The organism is Pseudomonas sp. SL4(2022) (assembly GCF_026625725.1).
Classification (GTDB): Bacteria; Pseudomonadota; Gammaproteobacteria; order Pseudomonadales; family Pseudomonadaceae; genus Aquipseudomonas.
Map to the genome: position 1 here is coordinate 3,335,055 of NZ_CP113060.1, position 22,585 is coordinate 3,357,639.

The following is a 22,585-nucleotide window of genomic DNA, read 5'->3' on the forward strand; positions in this document are numbered from 1 at the left end:
GCAGACAAAGGGCCACAAGCCATGCGCACCGAACAGCCGAAGATGATCTACCTCAAGGACTACCAGGCCCCGGATTATCTGATTGATGAAACGCACCTGACCTTCGAGTTGTTCGAGGATCACACTCTGGTGCATGCGCAACTGGTGATGCGCCGCAACCCGGCGGCGGGCAGCGGTCTGTCGGACGCCCGCATGCCGCCGTTGGTGCTGGACGGTCAGCAGCTTGAGCTGCTCAGTCTGGCGCTCGACGACCGCGAGCTGAGTGCTGGTGATTACCAGTTGAGCGACAGTCATCTGACGTTGCAGCCAACAGCGACCAGCTTTGTGATTGACAGCAGCGTGCGCATCCACCCGGAAAGCAACACCGCGCTGGAAGGGTTGTACAAGTCCAGCGGCATGTTCTGCACCCAGTGCGAGGCCGAGGGCTTTCGCAAGATCACTTATTACCTCGACCGCCCGGATGTGATGAGCAAGTTCACCACCACCCTGAGCGCGGTGCAGCACGACTACCCGGTGCTGCTGTCCAACGGCAACCCGATTGCCAGCGGCAGTGAAGAAGGCGGTCGGCATTGGGCGACCTGGGAAGACCCCTTCATGAAACCGGCCTACCTGTTTGCCCTGGTTGCCGGCGATCTCTGGTGTGTGGAAGACAGCTTTACCACCATGAGCAAGCGCGATGTGGCGCTGCGCATCTATGTCGAGCCGGAAAACATCGACAAGTGCCAGCACGCCATGGACAGCCTGAAGAAATCCATGAAGTGGGATGAAGAGGTGTATGGCCGTGAGTACGACCTGGACATCTTCATGATCGTTGCAGTCAACGACTTCAACATGGGCGCCATGGAAAACAAGGGCCTGAATATCTTCAACTCCAGCTGTGTGCTGGCCAAGGCTGAAACGGCTACAGACGCCGCCCACCAGCGCGTTGAAGCGGTTGTGGCCCACGAGTATTTCCACAACTGGTCGGGCAACCGTGTGACCTGCCGCGACTGGTTCCAGTTGTCGCTCAAAGAAGGTTTTACCGTGTTCCGCGATGCCGAGTTCAGCGCCGATATGCACTCGCGCACGGTCAAACGCATTGAAGACGTGGCTTATCTGCGTACGCACCAGTTCGCCGAAGATGCTGGCCCCATGGCCCATTCCGTGCGCCCGGATGCCTTTATGGAAATTTCCAACTTCTACACCCTGACGGTGTACGAGAAGGGCTCGGAAGTGGTGCGCATGATCCGCACCCTGGTCGGTGCCGAGGGCTTCCGCAAAGGCAGCGACCTGTACTTCGCACGCCACGACGGTCAGGCTGTGACGTGCGACGATTTTATCCGCGCGATGGAAGAGGCCAATGGCATCGACCTGAGTCAGTTCAAGCGCTGGTACAGCCAGGCCGGTACGCCGCGCCTTGAGGTCAGTGAAAGCTACGACGCTGCTGCCAACAGCTATCGCCTGCACTTTCGCCAAAGCTGCCCGGCCACGCCAGGGCAGGCAGATAAGCAGCCGTTTGTCATCCCGGTCGAACTGGCCTTGCTCAATGCTCAGGGGCGTGAGCTGCCGCTGCAATTGGTCAGTGAAGACGCCGCAGTTGGCACTTCCCGTGTGCTGCAGATAACCGAGACGGAGCAGGCATTCACCTTCGTCAATCTGGCGGAAAAGCCGCTGCCGTCCTTGCTGCGCGGGTTCTCGGCACCGATCAAACTGAGCTTCCCCTACAGCCGTGATCAGTTGATGTTCTTGATGCAGCACGACAGCGACGGCTTCAACCGCTGGGAAGCGGGGCAACAACTGTCGGTGCAGGTGCTGCAGGCGTTGATTGGTCAGCATCAGCGTGGTGAACCGCTTGTGCTCGATCAGCGTCTGGTTGAGGCCTACCGCACGTTGTTGGCTGATGACTCGCTGGATCAGGCCATGGTCGCCGAGATGCTTTCGCTGCCCGGTGAAGCCTACCTGACAGAAATCAGTGCTGTGGCCGATGTTGAAGCGATCCACGCGGCCCGTGAGTTTGCCCGCAAGCAACTGTCGGACGCGCTGTTCGATTTGCTGTGGCAGCGCTATCAACGTAACCGCGAGGTGTCCCGCGCCAGTGTCTATGTGGCAGAGGCCGAGCATTTTGCCCGGCGCAGCCTGCAGAACATTGCCTTGTCCTACTTGATGCTTAGCAACAAAGCCGAAGTGCTGGCGGCCTGCCTGGAGCAGTTCGAGAATGCCGACAATATGACCGAACGTTTGACTGCGTTGGCGGTGCTGGTCAATTCGCCGTTCGAGGCCGAAAAGACCACTGCCCTGGCCAGCTTTGCCGATTTCTTCAAGGACAACCCGCTGGTTATGGATCAGTGGTTCAGTGTGCAAGCCGCCTGCGCCTTGCCGGGTGCGCTGCAGCGTGTTGAACAACTGATGCAGCATCCGGCGTTTACCTTGAAGAATCCGAATAAGGTTCGTTCACTGATCGGTGCGTTTGCCGGGCAGAACCTGCTGGGTTTCCACCAGGCTGATGGCAGTGGCTACCGCTTCCTGGCCGAACAGGTGATTACCTTGAATGCCCTCAACCCGCAGATTGCGTCACGCTTGCTGGCGCCGCTGACTCGCTGGGCCAAATACGGCAGTGCCCGTCAGGCTCAAATGAAAGCTGAGCTGCAGCGCATTCTTGATTCGGGGGAGCTGTCCAGTGATGTATATGAAGTGGTCAGTAAGAGTCTGGCGGGCTGATGGTTGTGCAGTAACAGTATGGATGCGTAGTTAGCAGCCTTGGTATTGACGCTGTTGGTTTTCTGAACAGTTTCGCTAGCACTAAAGACCGATACTGCGAAACGCTATGCAGTGCGAAGGACTACAGGTTCTTGATTGGGCTCTTTTCTTCGTTGAAAAGTGTTACCTGCATTTGTTGGGTAACACTTTTGGTGTTACCTGGCTAAGTGTAAGTAAAGTTTGCGCAATTTAGAGTGGCCTGCTTGGCTTGACCTCAGCCGATTTGTTTGAAACTCATGCTTGTACAAAAAGGCACTGGGGCGACTGATCGCGCCAGATGGTAGGACAAAAAAGGAAAAATTTGCCAAGGCAGCGGCTATCTGGTTACTGAATGATCAGTCACAAGATGGATGTCTGGTTGGTCTTCAGGTAAGCAGCACTTTTTTATACGTTCGTTTGAATTGGCACTATGGTTGCAGGTGTTAATCTGATTTTGACCTTGCTTTGGTGTTATGCCAATCGTGAGGAGCGTTTCAACGCGTTGGGGGATTGCCTTCCAATCAACATTTAAGGCCGTCATCAGTATGGCCATAGCGTGCCCCAGTGTTTGGGGTACAAAAAAGATGATCTGTCCACGGAGTAACGTTTCGATGGAAATTAAGTCCCGTAAGCCCGTATTGCGTTTCGCACCTGCCAAGGCAGGTTTTGCTTTTGTCGGCCTTCTGCCCCTGCTGGTTGCGGCGCATGCCCAAGCTGTGGAATTCAGTTTTGCCGACGATGAAATCAGCGGCTCCATCGACACCACCGTGTCCTACGGCCAACTTTGGCGCGTACAGGGTCAGGACAAGACCAACAACGATATCAACACCAACGACGGTAACCGTAACTTCAACACCGGCCTGGTTTCTGAAGTATTCAAGGTGACTTCTGATCTGGAAGTGACTTATCAGAACTACGGCGCTTTTGTGCGCGGTACTGCGTTCTATGACACCCAGATCATGGATAAGCGCAACGACTACTACGACACCAGTCTGGCCTATCAGCCAAGCCAGAACGTGCCGAAAGATGACAGCTTCACCCGTGGCACGCGCCACTCGGCCGGTCGTAACGCTGAAATCCTTGACGCCTATGTTTACGGTAACTGGGATATCGCCGACATGCCGGTCGGTGTGCGCTTTGGTAAGCAGGTATTCAACTGGGGTGAAGGCCTGTTCTACCGCGGTGGTGTAAACACCACCAACCCGGTTGATGCCGGCAAGTTCCGTCTGCCTGGCGCAGAAGTTAAAGAAGTGCTGGTGCCGGTTGAAGCGCTGAGCTTTAGCGTCGGCCTGACTGACAATATTTCCATGGATGCGTTCTACCAGTTCAACTGGAAAGAGTCGGCGATTGATCCGGTTGGTACTTATTTCTCTGAGACTGACTTGTTTGGTGAGGGTGGTAATACTGCGTACAACGACTTTTCGAGTGTGGCGCCCATACGTGCTGCTATAGCAGGGTATAACAATTTGGCTGCCGGTGCTTTTGGTGGGCCTGCTCTTGCTGGTGCTCGCGCAGCGGGTCTCTATCAGAATGGCGTGAACACTTCATTCGGCAATATTCTAAAAGTTGCTGATGTTAGTAGTGATTTGAATGCCAAGAATGATGGTCAATATGGCCTGTCTTTCAAATATATTGCTGAGGAGCTGAATTCCACGGAATTTGGTGCTTATTTGGTTAATTATCACGCCAAAGAGCCGACGATTTATGCTGATTTGAATGGCTATAAAGGTGTCAATGTTAATAGTTTGGCTACTGCTGTTGGTGGTTTAAATAATGCCGTTGGTTTTGCCACTGTAGATATTCTTGGTGCTACTCAGGCAAAGCGCGAGTATGCTGAAGATATTCGTATGTATGGCTTAAGCTTCAATACAACCCTCAATGAAACCTCAGTTTTCGGTGAGGTGGCATATCGGCCTAATCTGCCAGTCGGTATTGCGGCTACTAACGATCTTTTGGGTGATCTTGTAATCCAAGGCGCTAAGCTAGCGAATAACTCTGGCCTTATTCCGGGTAGTGGTACAGCTATTATTTCAGGTGAGCAAATTTCGCGTGATGGTTCTGTAAGTAACTATCGCCGCGTTGAGTCTTTCAATCTTTCACTCGGTGCAATTCATAATTTTGGCAACGTCCTTAGCTTTGATTCGCTGTTCGGTGTTGCAGAGCTTGCTTCCGAGCATTTGCGTGGCGACAGTTTGAAATACACCGGTGTGCGTTCCTCAGCAAACCCGTTTGCTCCACAAACTTACACTCGTTGTATCGCCGGTCGTGCTAACACCTCTTATTCGACCGATGAGGCTATGGCTAAGCAGGATTGTGCGTCTAGTGATGCTTACGGCTACACGCTGGTACTGTCCGGTACTTGGAACGATGTTTACGCTGGCGTAAACCTGTCGCCGTTCACTGTCTTTAAGCACGACTTCCAGGGTAACTCGCACCAAACCGGTAACTTTATTGAAGACCGCAAGGCTTACACCGTAGGTCTTCGCGCCAGCTACCTGAACAGCCTGGAAGCTGAAATTCAATACACCGAGTTTATGGGTGCAGGCCAGAGCAACTCGGGCCGTGACCGTGACAACGTCGGCTTGAACGTCAAGTATTCCTTCTAAACATAACTAGAAAATACCGAGCGCTCGCGGGCGCTCGGTTGATGTCTTATCACGGAGAATCAAGATGCTGAAAAAGCACACGCTGATTGGTGCCGCCATTGCGCTGGCGCTGTCCGCTGGCAGCGCGCTGGCTGCAGTTTCGCCCACAGAAGCCGCCAAGTTGGGCGCAAGCCTCACCCCATTCGGTGCCGAGAAAGCCGGTAACGCTGCAGGCACCATCCCGGAGTGGACCGGTGGCATCACCAAGGCGCCGGCGGCTTACAAGACGCCAGGCCAGCACCACGTCGATCCGTTTGCTGATGACAAGCCGCTGTTCACCATCACCAAAGCCAACCTGGATCAGTACAAGGCCAACCTGACCCCGGGTCAGATTGCCATGTTCAACACCTACCCGAACAGCTACCAGATGCCGGTCTATCAGACCCGTCGTTCCGGTTCTGCGCCGCAGTGGGTGTATGACAACACCGTCAAGAATGCCACCACGGCCAAGTTGCTGGACGGCGGTAACGGTTTTGCTGATGCCTATGGCGGCATTCCGTTCCCGATTCCGCAAAATGGTGTAGAAGCGCTGTGGAACCACATCGCACGCTACCGCGGTACCTACATTGTGCGTCGCGCTTCGGAAGTGGCCGTGCAGCGTAACGGCAGCTACTCCCTGGTGACCTCGCAGCAGGAAGCCATGTTCAAGTTCTACAACCCGAAAGGGACTGCAGCCGACCTGAACAACATCATGTTCTACTACCTGTCCTTCACCAAGAGCCCTGCGCGTCTGGCTGGTGGTGCGGTACTGGTGCACGAGACGCTGGATCAGGTGAAAGAGCCGCGTCAGGCTTGGGGTTATAACGCCGGTCAGCGTCGTGTACGCCGCGCGCCGAACCTGGCCTATGACACCCCGATTGCTGCCGCTGACGGTCTGCGCACTGCAGACGACACCGACATGATCAACGGCTCGCCTGATCGTTATGACTGGAAGCTGATCGGTAAGAAGGAAATCTATATTCCTTACAACAGCTACAAAGTCACCAGCCCGGACGTCAAGTACAAGGACCTGCTGCAGGTCGGTCACTTGAACCCGGCTGTGACCCGCAACGAACTGCACCGCGTATGGGTCGTTGAGGGCACGCTGAAATCCGGCGCTCGCCACATCTACTCCAAGCGTACCCTGTTCCTCGACGAGGACAGCTGGCAAGCAGCAGTGGTTGATCAGTACGACGGTCGCGGCGAGCTGTGGCGCGTATCGATTGCCTACCTGAAAAACTACTACGACCTGCCGACCACCTGGTCTGCGCTGGATACCTTCCACGATCTGCAGGCCCGTCGTTACCACGTACAGAACCTGGACAACGAAGAGCCGAGCACGATCGACTTCAGTCAGCCGGTTCCGGACGATGGTTACTTCAAACCAGCTGCTCTGCGCCGTCGCGGCACGCGCTAATTCGCGTGTAGGTTGAACAAGGGGCCGCTACTGTTGTAGCGGCCCTTTGCTATTTGTGGGTCGGACAGGGCAGGGTAGACGGTCTGGTTTAACAAAACATAACGTCGCACCGATTGTCAGGCCTTTTGAAAGCTCAGTAGGATAGGTGGACTGCTATTAGGGTAGTGCTACCTATAAGAATAAGGGGGAAGGTATATGAGTGAGCCCATTATGCGGCGCACCCAGGCCGGTCATGTTGTGGGGTCGTCCTGCACGCCGGCGTTCCGCGTTCACTCGCCACTGACTAAAGCGCTTTCGCTGTGCAGTGTGCTGTCCATACTGATGCTCGCCAGTGCGCCTGTGCACGTGCAAGCCGAAACTGCCAAAACCGAAGTTCAGTCGGTAGTCTCCGCCAAGGCGCAGCACAGCTTGCTGCTTGATGTTGCCAGTGTCGGTAAGCGCCTGGTTGCCGTAGGCGACCGTGGCCATATCCTGTACTCCGATGACAATGGCGATAGCTGGACTCAGGCCAGCGTGCCATCCAAGCAGATGTTGACGGCCGTTTTCTTTATCGACGATAGCCACGGTTGGGCTGTCGGTCATGACGCCCAGATTCTTGCCAGCAGTGATGGTGGCAGCACCTGGGTGAAGCAGTTCGAAGACCTCGAACGCGAAGCACCATTGCTGGATGTCTGGTTCAAGGACCGCAACAACGGTTTTGCGGTGGGGGCCTATGGCGCCTTGCTGGCAACCACCGATGGTGGTGCGACCTGGGACGATGTCAGCGATCGCATGGACAACGAGGACGCCTATCACCTCAATGCCATTGTCGAAGTGAAGGATTCCGGTCTGATCATCGTCGGTGAACAGGGCGTGATGTTCCGTTCGCCGGATTGGGGGCAAACCTGGGAACAGCTGGAAAGCCCTTATGAGGGTTCGCTGTTCGGCGCCTTGGGTGTCGGCGAACCAAACGCGCTGATGGTGTATGGCTTGCGTGGTCACCTGTTTCGCTCGGCTGACTTCGGCAACACCTGGGAGCGTATTTCGCTCAAGGGCGCGAACAAGGGAGAGCTGGAGTTTGGCCTGGCCAATGGCAGCGTCTTCAAAGATGGCAGCATCATGATTGTCGGCCACGGCGGCAGTGTGCTGCGCAGCATCGACAAGGGGCGCAGTTTCAGCGTGCTGAATCGCCCGGATCGTTTGTCTTTGGCTGGCGTGGCCATGGATAACAATGGCCGTCTGATCCTCGTCGGGCAGGGTGGCGTACATGTTTCCGCGTCGACTGATGCCAGTCTTGGCCAACAATAATAAGCTGGGGTAGCGTTTGATGAGTAACCATCACCAGGACAAGGCGAGCTTTCTTGAACGCCTGATTTTCAATAACCGGCCGGCAGTGATTTTGATCTGCTTGCTGGTAAGCATTTTCCTGTTCTACCAGGCGACGCAAATCCGTCCTTCGACCAGCTTCGAAAAAATGATCCCGCTGAGCCATCCGTTCATTCAGAACATGATGGAACACCGTAATGACCTGGCCAACCTGGGCAACACGGTGCGTATTTCGGTGGAAGCCAAAGATGGCGACATCTTCACCAAGGAATACATGGAGACCCTGCGTCAGATCAACGACGAGGCGTTCTATATTCCAGGTGTCGATCGTTCTGGCCTGAAGTCCCTGTGGACGCCGAGCGTGCGCTGGACCGAAGTAACCGAGGAAGGTTTTGCCGGCGGCGAAGTGATTCCGCAAACCTATGATGGCAGCCCGGAAAGCCTTGAAGAGTTGCGCAGCAACGTACTCAAGTCCGGTCAGGTTGGCCGTCTGGTGGCGAACAACTTCAAGTCCAGCATCGTCGATGTGCCGCTGCTGGAGTCCTACCCGGACCCGAACGACCAAGGCAAGCTGATCAAGCTGGACTACCAGAAATTCTCCCACCAGCTGGAAGAGAAGATTCGCGAGAAGTACCAGGCGCAGAACCCCAATGTGCAGATCCATATCATCGGCTTTGCCAAGAAGGTGGGGGATCTGATTGATGGTCTGGTGATGGTCGTGGGCTTCTTTGCCATCGCGCTGCTGATCACCTTTGTCCTGCTGTACTGGTTCAGCTGGTGTATCCGCAGTACCGTCGGCGTGTTGGTTACCACACTGGTGGCTGTGGGCTGGCAGCTGGGGCTGATGAACCTGGTTGGCTTCGGCCTCGACCCTTACTCGATGCTGGTGCCGTTCCTGATTTTCGCCATTGGTATTTCCCATGGCGTGCAGAAGATCAACGGTATTGCCCTGCAATCCAGCGGTGCTGAAAACTCCCTGATGGCAGCACGGCGTACTTTCCGGCAGCTGTTCCTGCCGGGGATGATCGCAATTCTGGCTGACGCCGTGGGCTTTATCACCCTGTTGATCATCGACATTGGTGTGATCCACGAGTTGGCTATCGGTGCGTCGATCGGTGTGGCGGTTATCGTTTTCACCAACCTGATTCTGCTGCCGGTGGCAATTTCCTACCTGGGCATCAGCAAAAAGGCCATCGAACGCAGCAGGAAAGATGAATCGGCCGAGAAGCCAATGTGGCGTCTGCTGTCCAACGTTGCTCACCCCAATGTTGCGCCGTTCATGGTTGTGTTGGCGCTGGTGGGTGGCGTCAGCTGCTTCTTCTACCAGAAGGCCAACCTGCAGGTCGGTGACTTGGATCAGGGTGCGCCTGAACTGCGTCCGGACTCGCGCTACAACCAGGACAATGACTTCATCATCAAGAACTATTCGACCAGTTCGGATGTACTGGTTGTCATGGTCAAGGCGGCACCTGAAGGCTGTTCGGCCTTCAAGACGCTGTCGGCCATGGATGAGCTGATGTGGAAGATGGAAAACACCAAAGGCGTGCAGTCAGCGGTTTCCATGGTCACGGTGTCGCGCCAGATGATCAAGGGGATGAACGAAGGCAACCTGAAGTGGGAAACCCTGTCGCGCAACCAGGACGTGTTGAACAACTCGATTGCCCGTGCTGACGGCCTGTACAACGCAGATTGCTCGGTCGCGCCGGTGCTGGTGTTCCTCGAGGACCACAAGGCCGAGACGCTCAAGCGTGCGGTGGGTGCGGTGCAGGAGTTCGCCAAGGTGAATAACCAGGATGATCTGGAGTTCCGCCTGGCCGCTGGTAACGCAGGTATCGAGGCGGCTACCAACGAAGTGATTTCCACCTCTGAGCTGACCATTCTGGTGCTGGTGTATATCTGGGTGGCGGTGATGTGCATGATCACTTTCCGCTCTGTACCGGCAACCATCTGCATTGTGTTGCCGCTGATCCTGACCTCGATTCTGGGTAACGCGCTGATGGCGTTCCTGGGCATCGGCATGAAGGTTGCCACGTTGCCGGTTATCGCGCTCGGTGTCGGTATCGGTGTGGATTACGGCATCTACATCTACAGCCGCCTGGAAAGCTTCCTGCGCGCTGGTCTGCCGTTGCAAGAGGCCTACTATCAGACGCTCAAGTCCACCGGTAAGGCGGTACTGTTCACCGGTCTGTGCCTGGCGATTGGCGTAGCGACCTGGATCTTCTCGGCTATCAAGTTCCAGGCCGACATGGGCCTGATGCTGACCTTCATGTTTATCGTCAACATGTTCGGTGCTTTGCTGCTACTGCCGGCACTGGCACGTTTCCTGATCAAACCAGAGAAACTGGTTGGCAAGACGGGCGGTTCGCTGCTGGCGCACTAAGCGCAGGCGATGCTCCGGGTGCCCTAGGCACTTGGGCCATGACTCAACAGAAGCCCTCGGTGAAGCGATTCCCGAGGGCTTTCTGTTTTCGCCATGGGCTGTTGCCTGGGCTTGAGGGAGAACAGCGCTGCTGATTAAGTAGGTGTGCGGATGTGATTGGCTCTGCCGCGTCGCCTGCTGGCGGCGGCCTGGCCAAGGAGCCGTCCGCTATTGCCTGGAGTCGATAGGCCGCATGGGCTGTATGTAGGCTGCACAGCCGCGTCGCACGAGCGCCCTAAGTACCTTTAGGATTGGGTGCTGTTTTTAGCGTGGATACAGTGGCGGCAGGGCACTGGTATCCGGGTTGGTGCTGCTTTCGAGGTCTTCTATGGCAGGCAGGCTGCGAATCGCCAGCCACAGATTACGGCCCTGCCAGTGCTGGCCACTCTCGCTGTACAGCGCGCCATTCAGGCCATCGAGGGCGTCGGACAGCGGAGTAAAGCGCGCGGCCATATCCGCGAGGGTTTCCGGCTGCTGGCGGGCCCAGGCGTCGAGTGCGTGCCGAGTAGCTTGCGAGTCGTTGGCCATACAGCTGCGTTTGAGGTCATCCAGCAGGTTGCGTTGGCTGGGGCCAGTTTGCTGGCTAGGTAAAACCGGGGGCTGACGTCGCGCGCGCCACCACAGGGTAAAACCGAGCAGGGTGGTAAGGCTCAGTAGCGCAGTGCTGAATTGCCAAGGCCAGAGGTGTACGTTGTCCACCTCGTTGACTGTGGAGCGCGCTGCCTCAATCGGCAGGGTTTCCAGATTCGGGTTGGCAGCCACTTGCAGCTTGCGTGCGGGCAGGCTGCTGCGTTCGAGTTGATCGGTCGTGGTGTTCCACCACAGCACTTCGATTACCGGCAGGGTGATTTCGCCTTCACGGTTGGTCACCAGTGCTTCACGCTCTTCACGGCTGGCCACCAGGCCGTTTTCGCTGGCCTGGTTGGTTAATTGGGGTTGATCGGGGTAGCGGCGCAGGCCGGCAACCTGGGTGGCTGGCAAGGGCGGTAATTGCGCGCTGGCCAGGCCTTCGACCTTGAGCAGCAGGCTGCGCGTCAGCGAATCGCCGACGCGTGCAGTTTCCGGCTGTGGGCTCCAGACTTCACTCAGACTAAGTGCGCGTGCTGGCAGCCAGGGCGCGTCGGCCGGGTAGCTGGCCGGCTTGGCTTTTACCATCAGCGGGATTTCCGGCGAGCGGACTCGCACCACCTTGCCCGGGCGCGGGCCGAACGGGTTGTAGGCATTGCTGGCGGAGCGATCAACCGCAGTGGCGGTAAAGGCCTGCGAGGGGATCAGCAGGTCGCCACTTTCCTGGGGGAAGATCGCGTAACGCAGCTCGATCACGCCATGGCGCACACCGTTGATGTCTTTCTCATAGGTGCGTGGTTCACCAAGGGCTTCAACGCGTGCCAGGGGCATGTTCAGTTGGGTCAAGCTGCTGTCGTCGTAAAGCGAGACGGAATGGTAGATGCGCAGTGTCAGCACGGTTTGCGCCTGCACGTAGACGCTTTCCTGATCCAGGCTGGCGTCGATAAATACCGGCGCCAGGCGGCTGTCATCGGCATTGGTGGCTTGTTGTACATGCAGCGTGATGGGGGCGCTTTGCAGCTGGCCAAGGCTCAGCGGCGGTATCACCACGTAACCGCTGTGTTTGGGTTGCAGGGTGACGATCCAGCGCGTGCTGGCCTGGGCGCCATTGCTGCCGCTGGTCAGGCGATTGACCTGGCGCGTGCCGAGCACGTCAAACAGTTCATTGAGCGGCTGCAGATCAGGTTTGCCGAACAGCGTGGCGTCATCCGATTCCAGGGTCAGCTCAACGCTTTCGCCGGCATTCAGGCGGGTGCGGTCGACACTGGCGGTGAGGCTTTGCGCGCTGACATTCAGGGCCAGCAGGCCAAGCAGAAGGGTACAGAGCAGTCGGCTCATTGCAGTTGTTCCTGGCGCTGTTGTTGTTCCAGCCTGAATTTACGCCGCAGCAGCTCGCCCGGATCATCGGGGATCTGCCGCAGCCATTGTTCCAATGCCTGACGCCGCTCGCCGTCGAGGCTCGGTTCGGCACTGGCGATCTGTTCTTCACTGGTGTTGTCGTCTTCTGGTTGCGACGGCGGTGTCTCCGTGTCTTCGTCGGTGCCGGGTTGTGCGGGTTTTTCGCCCTTATCCTTTGGCTCTGACGGCTTGCCCGGCGATTGTTCGGCCTGCTGCTGGGCGTCTGGATCGGACTGGCCTGCCTGCGGCTGGCTGCTGGGCTGATGCTGCTGCTCGTCGGGTTCTTGTGCGTTGTCGCTTTGATTCTGCTGTTGCTGTTGCTGCTGGTTCTGGCGCAGCAGTTCTTCGACCAGGGCTTTGTTCTTTTGCGCCTGAGCCAAGTCGGGTTGCAGTTCCAGCGCCTGGGTGTAGGCGTCTAGGGCGGCTTCCAGTTCATTGCTGCGCGCCAGGGCGTTGCCACGGTTGTAGTGGTCGCTGGCGCTTTCGCCATTGGCAAAGCGTTCGGCGGCTGCGGCGTAATCCCCGGCCTGGTAGAGCGCCTGGCCTTGCCAGCGCGGATCATTGAAACGCTGCGCGGCAGCCGCCGGTTGCTGCGCCTCCAGCAGGCGCTGGCCTTGCTGATCGGCACGTAGCCAGAGGTCGTCGAAGCTGAAGGCGTAGCTGTTCTGCGGCAGGCTCAGCAGCAACAGCGGCATGCACAGCAGCCAGCCGCGGCGTGCGGCGCAGGCGGCCAGTAACAACAGCGGCAAGAGCAACCAGTGGCTCTGGTCAGCCCAGGCTTGCAGCTGGGTCAGCTCGCCGTCGCGGCGCAGCTGTTGTGGGGCATCCAGTAGGCCCAGGTTGCGCAGATCGCGTTCATCCAGCGTCACAGCCTGATACAGGCCGCCCAGCTCACTGGCAAAACGCTTGAGGCCGTTGCTGTCCAGGCGCGGTAGCAGGATGGTGCCCTGGGCATCCTTGAGAAACGAGCCGTCCTCCCGAATGATCGGTGCGCCCTGGGTGCTGCCAATGCCGAGAATGTGCAGGCGCTCGCCGCGGCGGCCGAGGGCCTGGCTGATCGCCTGGCGCTGGGTTTCATCGAGGCTACTGGTCAGCAGCAGCAGGCGGCCATTGCCCTGGGCGCCCTGTTCGAGCAGTTGCAGGGCTTTGGCCACCGCCAGGTCGGCACGCTTGCCAGGCTCCGGCATGATCTCTGGACTCAGCACATCGAGCAGATTGCGGCTGGTGGCCAGGTCGTCGGACAGCGGCACCAGGGTATGCGCGCTGCCGGCATACACGACGATGGCGGTTTGCGCATCCTGGCGTGCCTCCAGCAAATCGAGCAGTTTGCGCTTGGCCTGGGCCAGGCGATTGGGCGAGGCATCGCTGGCGAGTATCTCGGGTGTCAGTTCGAGCATTACCACCAGCGGGTCGGCTGGCTTGGGGTTCTGCTGCTCGATGCGTTGCCAGCTGGGGCCAAGTAGCGCCAACAGTGCCAGCAGCCACGCCAGGCCGAGGGCCAACCAGGGCAGACGACTGTTGCGCCCACCGGTGGTCGTCAGCAGTGCGGCCTGGAAGGCGGTCGGCAGCAGGGCTTGCCAGCGGCCGCTGCGCTTTTCCCGGTGCCAGAGCTGCCAGAGCAGAAAGCCCAGCAGCGGCATCAGCAGCAGCCAGAAGGGGCGCTGCCAGTGCGGCCAGAGGCTGATCAGTTCGCTCATGACTGTGTCCTCCGCAGCCGTGTCAGCTGAGTGCGCCAGCGTAGCGGCAGGCTCGGCCAGAGTGTCTTACCGACCAGCAGCAGGCTGAACAGTAAGGCTAGACCCAGCGGCCAGGGATAGAGCGGCAAGGTGGGCCGTGCCAGGGTCGGCTTCTGCGCCACCGGTTCGAGACGGTCGAGGGTGGTTTCGATGGCTTGCAGCTCTTCGCTGTCGCGGGCGCGGAAGTATTCGCCGCCTGTGGCCTCGGCAATCGCCCGCAGGCTCGGTTCGTCCAGATCGATGCCGGGATTAAAGCCAAGCATGCCGAGCACGCCACCTTGCTCAGGATCGGCACCGATGCCGATCGGGTAAATGGTGATGCCTTCCTCAGCGGCCAGGCGGGCGGCGGTCAAGGGATCGATTTCGCCACCATTGTTGGCACCATCGGTGACCAGTACCAGCACGCGGCTCTGCGCCGGGCGTTCACGCAGGCGTTTGACTGCCAGACCAATGGCGTCACCGATGGCGGTCTGTGGTCCGGCGATGTTTTTTTGCGCCTCATCCAGCCAGGTGTGCACGGTCTGTCGGTCGAAGGTCAGTGGCGACTGCAGGTAGGCGCGGCTGCCGAACAGGATCAGGCCGACCCGGTCACCCTGGCGGCCGTCGATAAAGTCGCCGAGCAGGTGCTTGACCAAGGTCAGGCGGCTGACTTCCTGCTCTTCCCAGAGCATATCGGCGTAATCCATGGAGCCGGATACATCCACCGCCAGCAGCAGGTCGCGGCCGCTGGCGGGCAACGGCAGCGGCTCACCCAGCCATTGCGGACGCGCACTGGCGAGCAGCAGTAACAGCCAGATCAGCGCAAACGGCGCCTGTTGTTGCAAGGCTGGCAGTCGCACGCGGGCGCGGCGACCGCTCAAGCCTTCGAGTTCTGCCAGAAAGCTGATTTTCAGCGCCGCTTCGCCGCTGTCCGCAGGCGGCAGCCAGCGGCGCAGCAGCCAGGGCAGGGGGGCGATCAGGAAGACCCAGGGCCAGGCAAACTCAAACATGTTTGCGAATCCAGATTGACACCGCCTGGTTGAGGCCGGTGATAGCCTTGTCATCCAGGCTGCAGCGCGGGCGATAGGCGCCCTCCACCAGGATCATCCAGCGGGTCAGGCCGGCGGCAGGGCAACGGCTGTCGAGAAAGGCCAGCCAGGCGCGGCTGCTCAGGGTGTGGCTGTTGCTTTGTGGGTAGCGCTCGCGGCACAGACGTTTGAGGATGGCATTGAGTTGCTGCAGCCAGGGGCCGGCGTCGATGCCGTCATAGGGTTTGCTGAGGCGTTCGAGTTCGTTCAACGCAGCCTGGCGCAACGGGTCAAGCGGCGCTTCGCTCGACCGCTCGGCAGCTTTGCGTGGCAGGCGTTTAAGCAGTTTGAAGGCGGCCCATAACAGCAGCGGCACTAGAACCGCGAGCAGCCACCAGCCCGGCGCCGGTGGCCACCAGCTGATCGGCGCAGGGGTGATCAGCGGTTCGAGTTGGTCCAGCGGGTTCACAGGGCCTTCCTCGGCCGTTGGGCATTCAGGTGCTCGCGCAGCTGCTCGATCATCTCGCTCTGGGTATTCAGCGCCAGCAGCGGCACGCCAAGCTTTTGCGCCAGGCGCTGCCAGCGTGCCTGGCGGGCATCGGCCAGGCTACGGTAGGCCTGGCGCAGTTCGGCGTCCTGGGTATCCAGCTCCAGCTGCGCGCCGTGTTCGGTAAAACGCAGCAGGCCGGCATTCGGCAGGGCATGGTCGAGCGGGTCTGACAGGGGTAGCAACAGCAGGTCAGTGTGCCGCGCCAGCAGCAGCAACTGTTGTTCGCTGCTGTCGCTCAAGGTGCGTTCATCACACAGGATCACCACCAGGCTGCCGGGGCGCAGTACCTCGCGGGCGCGACGCAAGGCCAGGCCAAAGCTGTCGCGGCCGCCCTGGCTGTCGCTGCTCAGGGCCTGATTGGCTTTGGTCAGGCGGCTGAGCAGTTGCAGCAGGCTCTGCTTGCTGCGCCGTGGTTTGATTTCGTGGTGTTCCAGATCGCCAAATACCAGGCCGCCGATGCGGTCGTTATGGCCCAGGGCGGCCCAGCCGATCAGGCTGGCAGCATGGGCCGCGAGCACCGACTTGAACATCAGCCCGGAGCCAAAAAATAGCTGCTTGCTCTGCTCGACCATGATGTAGATCGGCCGCTCGCGTTCTTCATGGAACAACTTGGTGTGTGGCTCCTGGGTGCGCGCGGTCACCCGCCAATCGATGGTGCGCACATCATCGCCGGCCTGATAGACACGCACCTGATCGAAGTCCACGCCGCGTCCGCGCAGTTTGGAGTGGTGCAGGCCAATCAGCGGGCTGCGCCGCGCCGGGGTGGAAAACAGCTGCACCTCACGCACACGGTGGCGCATCTCGATCAGTTCACCGAGGCTGACGCGAATGCCGGGCTGCGTGGGTTGGTCGTGCATGGTGCTCAGGCGACCGCCACAACATCGAGAATACGCTGTATGACGCGGTCCTGATCGATGCCGGCGGCTTCGGCTTCAAACGACAAGATGATCCGGTGGCGCAGCACGTCGAACAGCACGGCCTGGATATCTTCCGGGCTGACGAAGTCGCGTCCGGCCAGCCAGGCGTGTGCCCGTGCACAGCGGTCCAGGGCAATCGAGCCGCGTGGACTGGCGCCGTAGGCTATCCACTCGGCCAGCTCAGGGTCGAACTTGGCCGGGGTGCGCGAGGCCATTACCAGTTGCACCAGGTATTCCTCCACTGCGTCGGCCATGTACAGGCCGAGAATCTCCTGGCGTGCGGCGAAGATTGCCTGCTGGCTGACCAGTTGCTCGGGCTTGGTTTCGCCATTCAGCGCTTCGCCACGGGCCTGCGCGAGGATCTTGCGTTCGACACCGGCATCAGGAAAACCGATTTTCACATGCATCAGAAAACGATCAAGCTGAGCTTCGGGCAGCGGGTAGGTGCCTTCCTGCTCGATCGGGTTCTGCGTGGCCATTACCAGAAACAGCGGCGACAGCTCATAAGTGCTACGGCCGACACTGACCTGGCGCTCAGCCATGGCTTCAAGCAGCGCCGATTGCACCTTGGCCGGCGCGCGGTTGATTTCATCGGCTAGCACCAGGTTGTGGAATATCGGCCCCTGCTGGAACACGAAGCTACCCGTTTCCGGACGATAGATTTCGGTGCCGGTGATATCTGCCGGGAGCAGGTCGGGGGTGAACTGAATGCGGTGAAACTCGGCTTCGATACCTTCGGCCAGCTCCTTGATCGCCTTGGTCTTGGCCAGACCCGGTGCGCCTTCGACCAGCATGTGGCCATCGGCAAGCAAGGCAATCAGCAGCCTTTCGATGAGTTTTTCCTGGCCGAGGATCTGGCTTGAAAGAAAATGTCGCAGCGCGACAAGCGCTTCACGGTGTTCCATCGTTAAGCTCATCCGGCAAATGTGACCAGCGAGTCTCGAACCTCGCCAGAGTTAAGTGGCAGCCACTTTAATGCAATCGCTGCCTCCTAGACTAACGTTGAACAACAAGGTTGTGGCGAAGGTCCTTCTTGCGACTGCCCCGATCACGTCACCAGTCGAACAACAAGCCAAATGGAGCACACCATGGCGTTCTTTACGGCGGCCAGCAAAGCCGATTTTCAGCACCATCTGCAAACGGCCCTGGCGCAGCACGTCAGCGAACAGGTTCTGCCACAAGTAGCCCTGTTCGCCGAGCAATTTTTCGGCATTATCGCGCTTGAAGAGCTGACCCAGCGGCGCCTCTCTGATCTGGTCGGCTGCACATTGTCGTCCTGGCGCCTGCTGGAGCGTTTTGTCCCGGCCAAGCCCGAAGTGCGGGTGTTCAACCCGGATTATGAAAAGCACGGCTGGCAGTCCACCCACACGGCCGTGGAAATTCTGCACAGCGACATTCCCTTCCTGGTCGACTCGGTGCGTATGGAGCTGAACCGCCACGGTTACAGCATTCATACCCTGCAAAACAGCGTATTCAGCGTGCGCCGCAACAAAGCCGGTGAGCTGCTGGAAATTCTGCCCAAGGGGGCTCAGGGCAAGGATGTGCAGCATGAAGCGCTGATGTTCCTGGAAATCGACCGCTGCGCCAATGCCGGCGAGCTGAAGACCCTGGAAAAAGCTCTGCAGGACGTGTTCAGCGATGTGCGCTTGAGCGTGGCTGACTTCCAGCCCATGAAAGCCAAGGCCAAGGAACTGCTGGCTTGGCTGGACAAGGCCAAGCTCAAGGTCGAAGGCGCTGAGCTGGAAGAAATCAAAGTATTCATGAGCTGGTTGCTCGACGACCACTTCACTTTCCTTGGCTATGAAGAGTTCACCGTTGCAGACAGTTCCAGCGGTGGCAGCCTGGTCTACGACGAGAAATCCTTGCTCGGCCTGTCCAAGCGTTTGCGTGCAGGGCTCAAGGCCGATGAGCTGCATATCGAGCCGGAAGCGGTGGCCTACCTGCGTGAGCCGCAGCTGCTGTCCTTTGCCAAGGCCGCTGTACCGAGCCGGGTGCACCGTCCGGCGTATCCGGACCTGGTATCGATCCGCGAGCTGGACGCCAAGGGCAAGGTGGTCAAGGAATGCCGCTTCATGGGCCTGTACACCTCGGCGGTGTATGCCGAGAGCGTGTGGAATATTCCGTTTATCCGCCGCAAGGTGGCGGTGATCAAGCAGCGCTCCGGTTTCGACAGCAGCGCGCACCTGGGCAAAGAGCTGGCTCAGGTATTGGAAGTGCTGCCGCGTGACGACCTGTTCCAGACCCCGGTGGATGAGCTGTTCAGCACCACTATCGCCATTGTGCAGATTCAGGAGCGCAACAAGATTCGCGTGTTCCTGCGCCGCGATCCGTACGGCCGCTTCTGCTACTGCCTGGCCTATGTGCCACGCGATGTGTACTCCACCGAAACCCGCATGAAGATCCAGCAGGTGCTGATGGAGCGCCTGCAGGCCACCGATTGCGAATTCTGGACCTTCTTCTCCGAGTCAGTGCTGGCGCGGGTGCAGTTCATCCTCAAAGTCGATCCGGCCAAGCGTGTGCAGATTGACCCGCTGCGCCTGGAGAAAGAAGTCATCCAGGCGTGCCGTTCGTGGAAGGACGATTACACCAGCCTGATCGTCGAGAGCCTCGGCGAAGCTCAGGGCACCGAAGTGCTCAGCGAATTCCCGGGTGGTTTCCCTGCCGGTTACCGCGAGCGTTTTGCTCCGCACTCGGCCGTGGTAGACATGCAGCACCTGCTCAGCCTGGACAGTCAGCGGCAGTTGGTGATGAGCTTCTACCAACCGCTGAGCCAGAGTGATCAGCAGTTGCATTGCAAGCTGTATCACGCCGATACACCGTTGCCACTGTCAGATGTGTTGCCGATTCTGGAAAACCTTGGCCTGCGCGTACTCGGTGAATTCCCCTATAAGTTGCGGCATTCGGATGGGCGGGAATTCTGGATTCATGATTTTGCTTTTACCTATGCCGAGGGGTTGGATGTTGATATCCAACAACTCAATGACACCTTGCAGGACGCTTTCGTCAACATCGTCGGCGGCGCGGCGGAGAACGACGGCTTCAACCGTCTGGTGCTGATGGCCGCCATGCCCTGGCGTGATGTGGCGCTGCTGCGCGCCTATGCCCGCTACCTCAAGCAGATTCGCCTGGGCTTTGACCTCAGTTACATCGCCAGCACCCTGGCCAATCACGCCGATATTGCCAAGGAACTGGTGCGCCTGTTCAAAACGCGTTTCTACCTGGCGCGCAAGCTCACCGCCGATGATCTGGAAGACAAGCAGCAGAAGCTTGAGCAGGCGATTCTCGCCGCGCTGGACAACGTTGCGGTGCTCAACGAAGACCGCATCCTGCGTCGTTATCTGGACCTGATCAAAGCCACCCTGCGCACTAACTTCTACCAGACCGACGCGTCTGGACAGAACAAGTCCTACTTCAGCTTCAAGCTCAACCCGCGGGCGATTCCGGATATTCCGCGGCCCACGCCAAAGTTCGAAATCTTCGTCTACTCGCCGCGTGTTGAAGGCGTGCACCTGCGCTTTGGTGACGTCGCCCGTGGCGGCCTGCGTTGGTCGGATCGTGAGGAAGACTTCCGCACCGAGGTGCTGGGCCTGGTCAAGGCACAGCAGGTGAAGAACGCGGTCATCGTGCCGATGGGTGCCAAGGGCGGTTTTATCCCACGGCGCCTGCCGCTGGGGGGCTCGCGTGATGACGTGCTGGCTGAAGGCATTGCCTGCTACCGCATTTTTATCAGCGGCCTGCTGGACATCACCGACAACCTCAAAGACGGTGCCGTGGTGCCGCCGCAGAATGTGGTGCGTCACGATGGCGACGATCCCTACCTGGTGGTGGCGGCCGACAAAGGTACAGCGACCTTCTCCGACATCGCCAACGGCATTGCCCAGGACTATGGCTTCTGGCTGGACGATGCTTTCGCTTCGGGCGGTTCAGCCGGTTACGACCACAAAGGCATGGGCATCACCGCCAAGGGTGGCTGGGTCTCGGTGCAGCGTCACTTCCGTGAGCGCGGTATCGACGTGCAGAAGGACAACGTTACGGTGATCGGTATCGGTGATATGGCCGGTGACGTGTTCGGCAACGGTTTGCTGCTCTCGGAAAGCCTGCAGTTGGTCGCTGCCTTCAACCATATGCATATCTTTATCGACCCCAACCCGGATGCGGCGAAGAGTTTTATCGAGCGCAAACGGCTGTTTGATCTGCCGCGCTCCAGCTGGGCCGATTACGACGCCAAGCTGATCTCCGCGGGCGGTGGGATCTTCCTGCGCAGCGCCAAGAGCATCGCCATCAGTCCGCAGATGAAAGAACGCTTTGATATCAGCGCCGACAAGCTGGCCCCGACCGAGCTGCTCAACGCGCTGCTCAAGGCGCCGGTGGACCTGCTGTGGAACGGCGGCATCGGCACCTACGTGAAATCCAGCAAGGAAAGCCACGCCGATGTCGGCGACAAGGCCAACGACCTGCTACGTGTGGATGGTCGCGAACTGCGTGCCAAGGTGGTGGGTGAGGGCGGCAACCTGGGTATGACCCAACTGGGTCGCGTCGAGTACGGCCTCAATGGCGGCAAGAGCAACACCGACTTTATCGACAACGCGGGGGGGGTGGACTGCTCCGACCACGAGGTAAACATCAAGATCCTGCTCGGCGAAATCGTCGGTGCGGGTGATATGACCGGCAAGCAACGCAACAAGCTGCTGGTGGAAATGACCGATGCAGTCGGCGGCCTGGTGTTGGGCAACAACTACAAGCAGACCCAGGCGTTGTCGCTGGCCGAGCGCCGTGCGCGTGAGCGGGTTGGCGAGTACAAGCGCTTGATGACGGATCTGGAAGCGGCGGGCAAACTGGACCGCGCGCTGGAGTTCCTGCCCACCGACGATGAACTCAACGAGCGCGCCGCCAATGGCTTGGGCTTGACCCGGCCGGAGCTGTCGGTGCTGATCTCTTATAGCAAGATCGACCTCAAGGAAGCCCTGTTGAAATCCCTGGTACCGGATGACGAGTACCTGGCCCGTGAGATGGAAACCGCCTTCCCGCCGTTGCTGGCGAAGAAGTTTGGTGAGCCGATGCGTCGTCATCGTCTCAAGCGCGAAATTGTCAGCACACAGATTGCCAACGATCTGGTCAACCACATGGGTATCACCTTTGTGCAGCGCCTGAAGGAATCCACCGGCATGAGCGCAGCGAATGTCGCCGGCGCCTATGTGATCGTGCGTGATCTGTTCCGTCTGCCGCACTGGTGGCAGCAGATCGAGGCGCTGGACTACCAGGTGCCTGCCGAGCTGCAACTGCAGTTGATGGACGAGCTGATGCGCCTGGGGCGCCGTGCGACCCGCTGGTTCCTGCGCAGCCGTCGCAACGAGCTGGATGCGGCCCGCGATGTGGCGCATTTCGCGCCGCGCATCGAAGCATTGGTTGGTCGACTCGACGAACTGCTTGAAGGTCCGGCCCGTGAACAGTGGCTGGCCCGCTTCCAGGGGTATGTCGAAGCCGGTGTGCCGGAAGAACTGGCGCGTGTGGTCGCCGGCACCAGCCACTTGTACACCCTGTTGCCGATCATTGAGGCGGCGGATGTAACAGGCAAGGATGCTGGAGAGGTGGCCACCGCCTACTTCGCCACCGGTGGAGCGCTGGAGCTGTCCTGGTATCTGCAGCAGATCACCAGCCTGCCGGTGGAAAACAACTGGCAAGCCCTGGCCCGTGAAGCCTTCCGCGATGACCTGGACTGGCAGCAACGCGCCATCACCGTCTCGGTACTGCAAATGGCCGAAGGCCCGGCGGATATCGAAGAGCGGGTCGGCGTGTGGCTGGACCAACACCGCCGTCTGGTTGATCGCTGGAAGGTCATGCTCGGCGAGCTACGTGCGGCCACCAACACCGATTACGCCATGTACGCTGTGGCTAACCGCGAGTTGATGGACCTGGCACAGAGCGCTTGA

Annotated in this window: 12 protein-coding genes; 6 read left to right on the top strand and 6 right to left on the bottom strand. The window is 59.1% G+C overall.

Annotation, left to right across the window (positions count from 1 at the left end; genetic code table 11):
* The first annotated feature begins 21 nt into the window (after positions 1 to 21).
* The 5 genes from pepN (at position 22) to OU997_RS15795 (ending at position 10,441) form a co-directional block, all read left to right on the top strand.
* On the top strand, positions 22 to 2,697 hold the full coding sequence (pepN, locus tag OU997_RS15775) for an aminopeptidase N (protein ID WP_267807442.1): 2,676 nt from the start codon (positions 22 to 24) through the stop codon (positions 2,695 to 2,697).
* Between the two features lie 629 nt (positions 2,698 to 3,326).
* Positions 3,327 to 5,321, top strand: a complete 1,995-nt coding sequence (locus tag OU997_RS15780; protein ID WP_267807444.1) for a DUF1302 domain-containing protein — start codon at positions 3,327 to 3,329, stop codon at positions 5,319 to 5,321.
* A gap of 64 nt (positions 5,322 to 5,385) precedes the next feature.
* Positions 5,386 to 6,756 (top strand): DUF1329 domain-containing protein, encoded by a 1,371-nt coding sequence (locus OU997_RS15785; RefSeq protein ID WP_108486106.1) that lies wholly within the window; start codon positions 5,386 to 5,388, stop codon positions 6,754 to 6,756.
* A 195-nt stretch (positions 6,757 to 6,951) separates the two neighbouring features.
* Complete coding sequence (locus tag OU997_RS15790) at positions 6,952 to 8,043, top strand: WD40/YVTN/BNR-like repeat-containing protein (protein ID WP_371920673.1); 1,092 nt, start codon at positions 6,952 to 6,954, stop codon at positions 8,041 to 8,043.
* Between the two features lie 19 nt (positions 8,044 to 8,062).
* On the top strand, positions 8,063 to 10,441 hold the full coding sequence (locus OU997_RS15795) for an efflux RND transporter permease subunit (protein WP_108486104.1): 2,379 nt from the start codon (positions 8,063 to 8,065) through the stop codon (positions 10,439 to 10,441).
* 303 nt (positions 10,442 to 10,744) lie between these two features.
* Here the strand turns inward: OU997_RS15795 and OU997_RS15800 are convergent, their stop codons facing one another.
* The 6 genes from OU997_RS15800 to OU997_RS15825 are packed head-to-tail and all read right to left on the bottom strand — an operon-like array spanning position 10,745 to position 17,560.
* On the bottom strand, positions 10,745 to 12,385 hold the full coding sequence (locus OU997_RS15800) for a BatD family protein (RefSeq protein WP_267807447.1): 1,641 nt from the start codon (positions 12,383 to 12,385) through the stop codon (positions 10,745 to 10,747).
* Positions 12,382 to 14,142 carry a VWA domain-containing protein gene (locus OU997_RS15805; protein WP_267807449.1) on the bottom strand — a complete coding sequence of 587 codons (1,761 nt, stop codon included), beginning with the start codon at positions 14,140 to 14,142 and terminating at the stop codon, positions 12,382 to 12,384. Before OU997_RS15805 ends, OU997_RS15800 begins: the two co-directional genes overlap by 4 nt.
* Complete coding sequence (locus OU997_RS15810; RefSeq protein ID WP_108486102.1) at positions 14,139 to 15,170, bottom strand: vWA domain-containing protein; 1,032 nt, start codon at positions 15,168 to 15,170, stop codon at positions 14,139 to 14,141. Before OU997_RS15810 ends, OU997_RS15805 begins: the two co-directional genes overlap by 4 nt.
* Positions 15,163 to 15,657 (bottom strand): DUF4381 domain-containing protein, encoded by a 495-nt coding sequence (locus OU997_RS15815; protein WP_108486101.1) that lies wholly within the window; start codon positions 15,655 to 15,657, stop codon positions 15,163 to 15,165. The genes OU997_RS15810 and OU997_RS15815 overlap by 8 nt, the downstream gene beginning before the upstream one ends.
* The gene (locus OU997_RS15820) at positions 15,654 to 16,595 is read right to left on the bottom strand and encodes a DUF58 domain-containing protein (protein ID WP_267807451.1); all 942 of its coding nucleotides are present in this window, start codon (positions 16,593 to 16,595) and stop codon (positions 15,654 to 15,656) included. Before OU997_RS15820 ends, OU997_RS15815 begins: the two co-directional genes overlap by 4 nt.
* A 5-nt stretch (positions 16,596 to 16,600) precedes the next feature.
* Positions 16,601 to 17,560 carry an AAA family ATPase gene (locus OU997_RS15825; RefSeq protein WP_108486099.1) on the bottom strand — a complete coding sequence of 320 codons (960 nt, stop codon included), beginning with the start codon at positions 17,558 to 17,560 and terminating at the stop codon, positions 16,601 to 16,603.
* 183 nt (positions 17,561 to 17,743) lie between these two features.
* Here OU997_RS15825 and OU997_RS15830 point away from each other — a divergent pair, with 183 nt between their 5' ends.
* Positions 17,744 to 22,585 (top strand): NAD-glutamate dehydrogenase, encoded by a 4,842-nt coding sequence (locus tag OU997_RS15830; RefSeq protein ID WP_108486098.1) that lies wholly within the window; start codon positions 17,744 to 17,746, stop codon positions 22,583 to 22,585.

Bases quoted from the DNA above. Each gene is read 5' to 3' on its own strand.
- pepN (WP_267807442.1), top strand. From the start codon at position 22: ATGCGCACCGAACAGCCGAAGATGATCTACCTCAAGGACTACCAGGCC.
- OU997_RS15780 (WP_267807444.1), top strand. From the start codon at position 3,327: ATGGAAATTAAGTCCCGTAAGCCCGTATTGCGTTTCGCACCTGCCAAG.
- OU997_RS15785 (WP_108486106.1), top strand. From the start codon at position 5,386: ATGCTGAAAAAGCACACGCTGATTGGTGCCGCCATTGCGCTGGCGCTG.
- OU997_RS15790 (WP_371920673.1), top strand. From the start codon at position 6,952: ATGAGTGAGCCCATTATGCGGCGCACCCAGGCCGGTCATGTTGTGGGG.
- OU997_RS15795 (WP_108486104.1), top strand. From the start codon at position 8,063: ATGAGTAACCATCACCAGGACAAGGCGAGCTTTCTTGAACGCCTGATT.
- OU997_RS15800 (WP_267807447.1), bottom strand. From the start codon at position 12,385: ATGAGCCGACTGCTCTGTACCCTTCTGCTTGGCCTGCTGGCCCTGAAT.
- OU997_RS15805 (WP_267807449.1), bottom strand. From the start codon at position 14,142: ATGAGCGAACTGATCAGCCTCTGGCCGCACTGGCAGCGCCCCTTCTGG.
- OU997_RS15810 (WP_108486102.1), bottom strand. From the start codon at position 15,170: ATGTTTGAGTTTGCCTGGCCCTGGGTCTTCCTGATCGCCCCCCTGCCC.
- OU997_RS15820 (WP_267807451.1), bottom strand. From the start codon at position 16,595: ATGCACGACCAACCCACGCAGCCCGGCATTCGCGTCAGCCTCGGTGAA.
- OU997_RS15825 (WP_108486099.1), bottom strand. From the start codon at position 17,560: ATGGAACACCGTGAAGCGCTTGTCGCGCTGCGACATTTTCTTTCAAGC.
- OU997_RS15830 (WP_108486098.1), top strand. From the start codon at position 17,744: ATGGCGTTCTTTACGGCGGCCAGCAAAGCCGATTTTCAGCACCATCTG.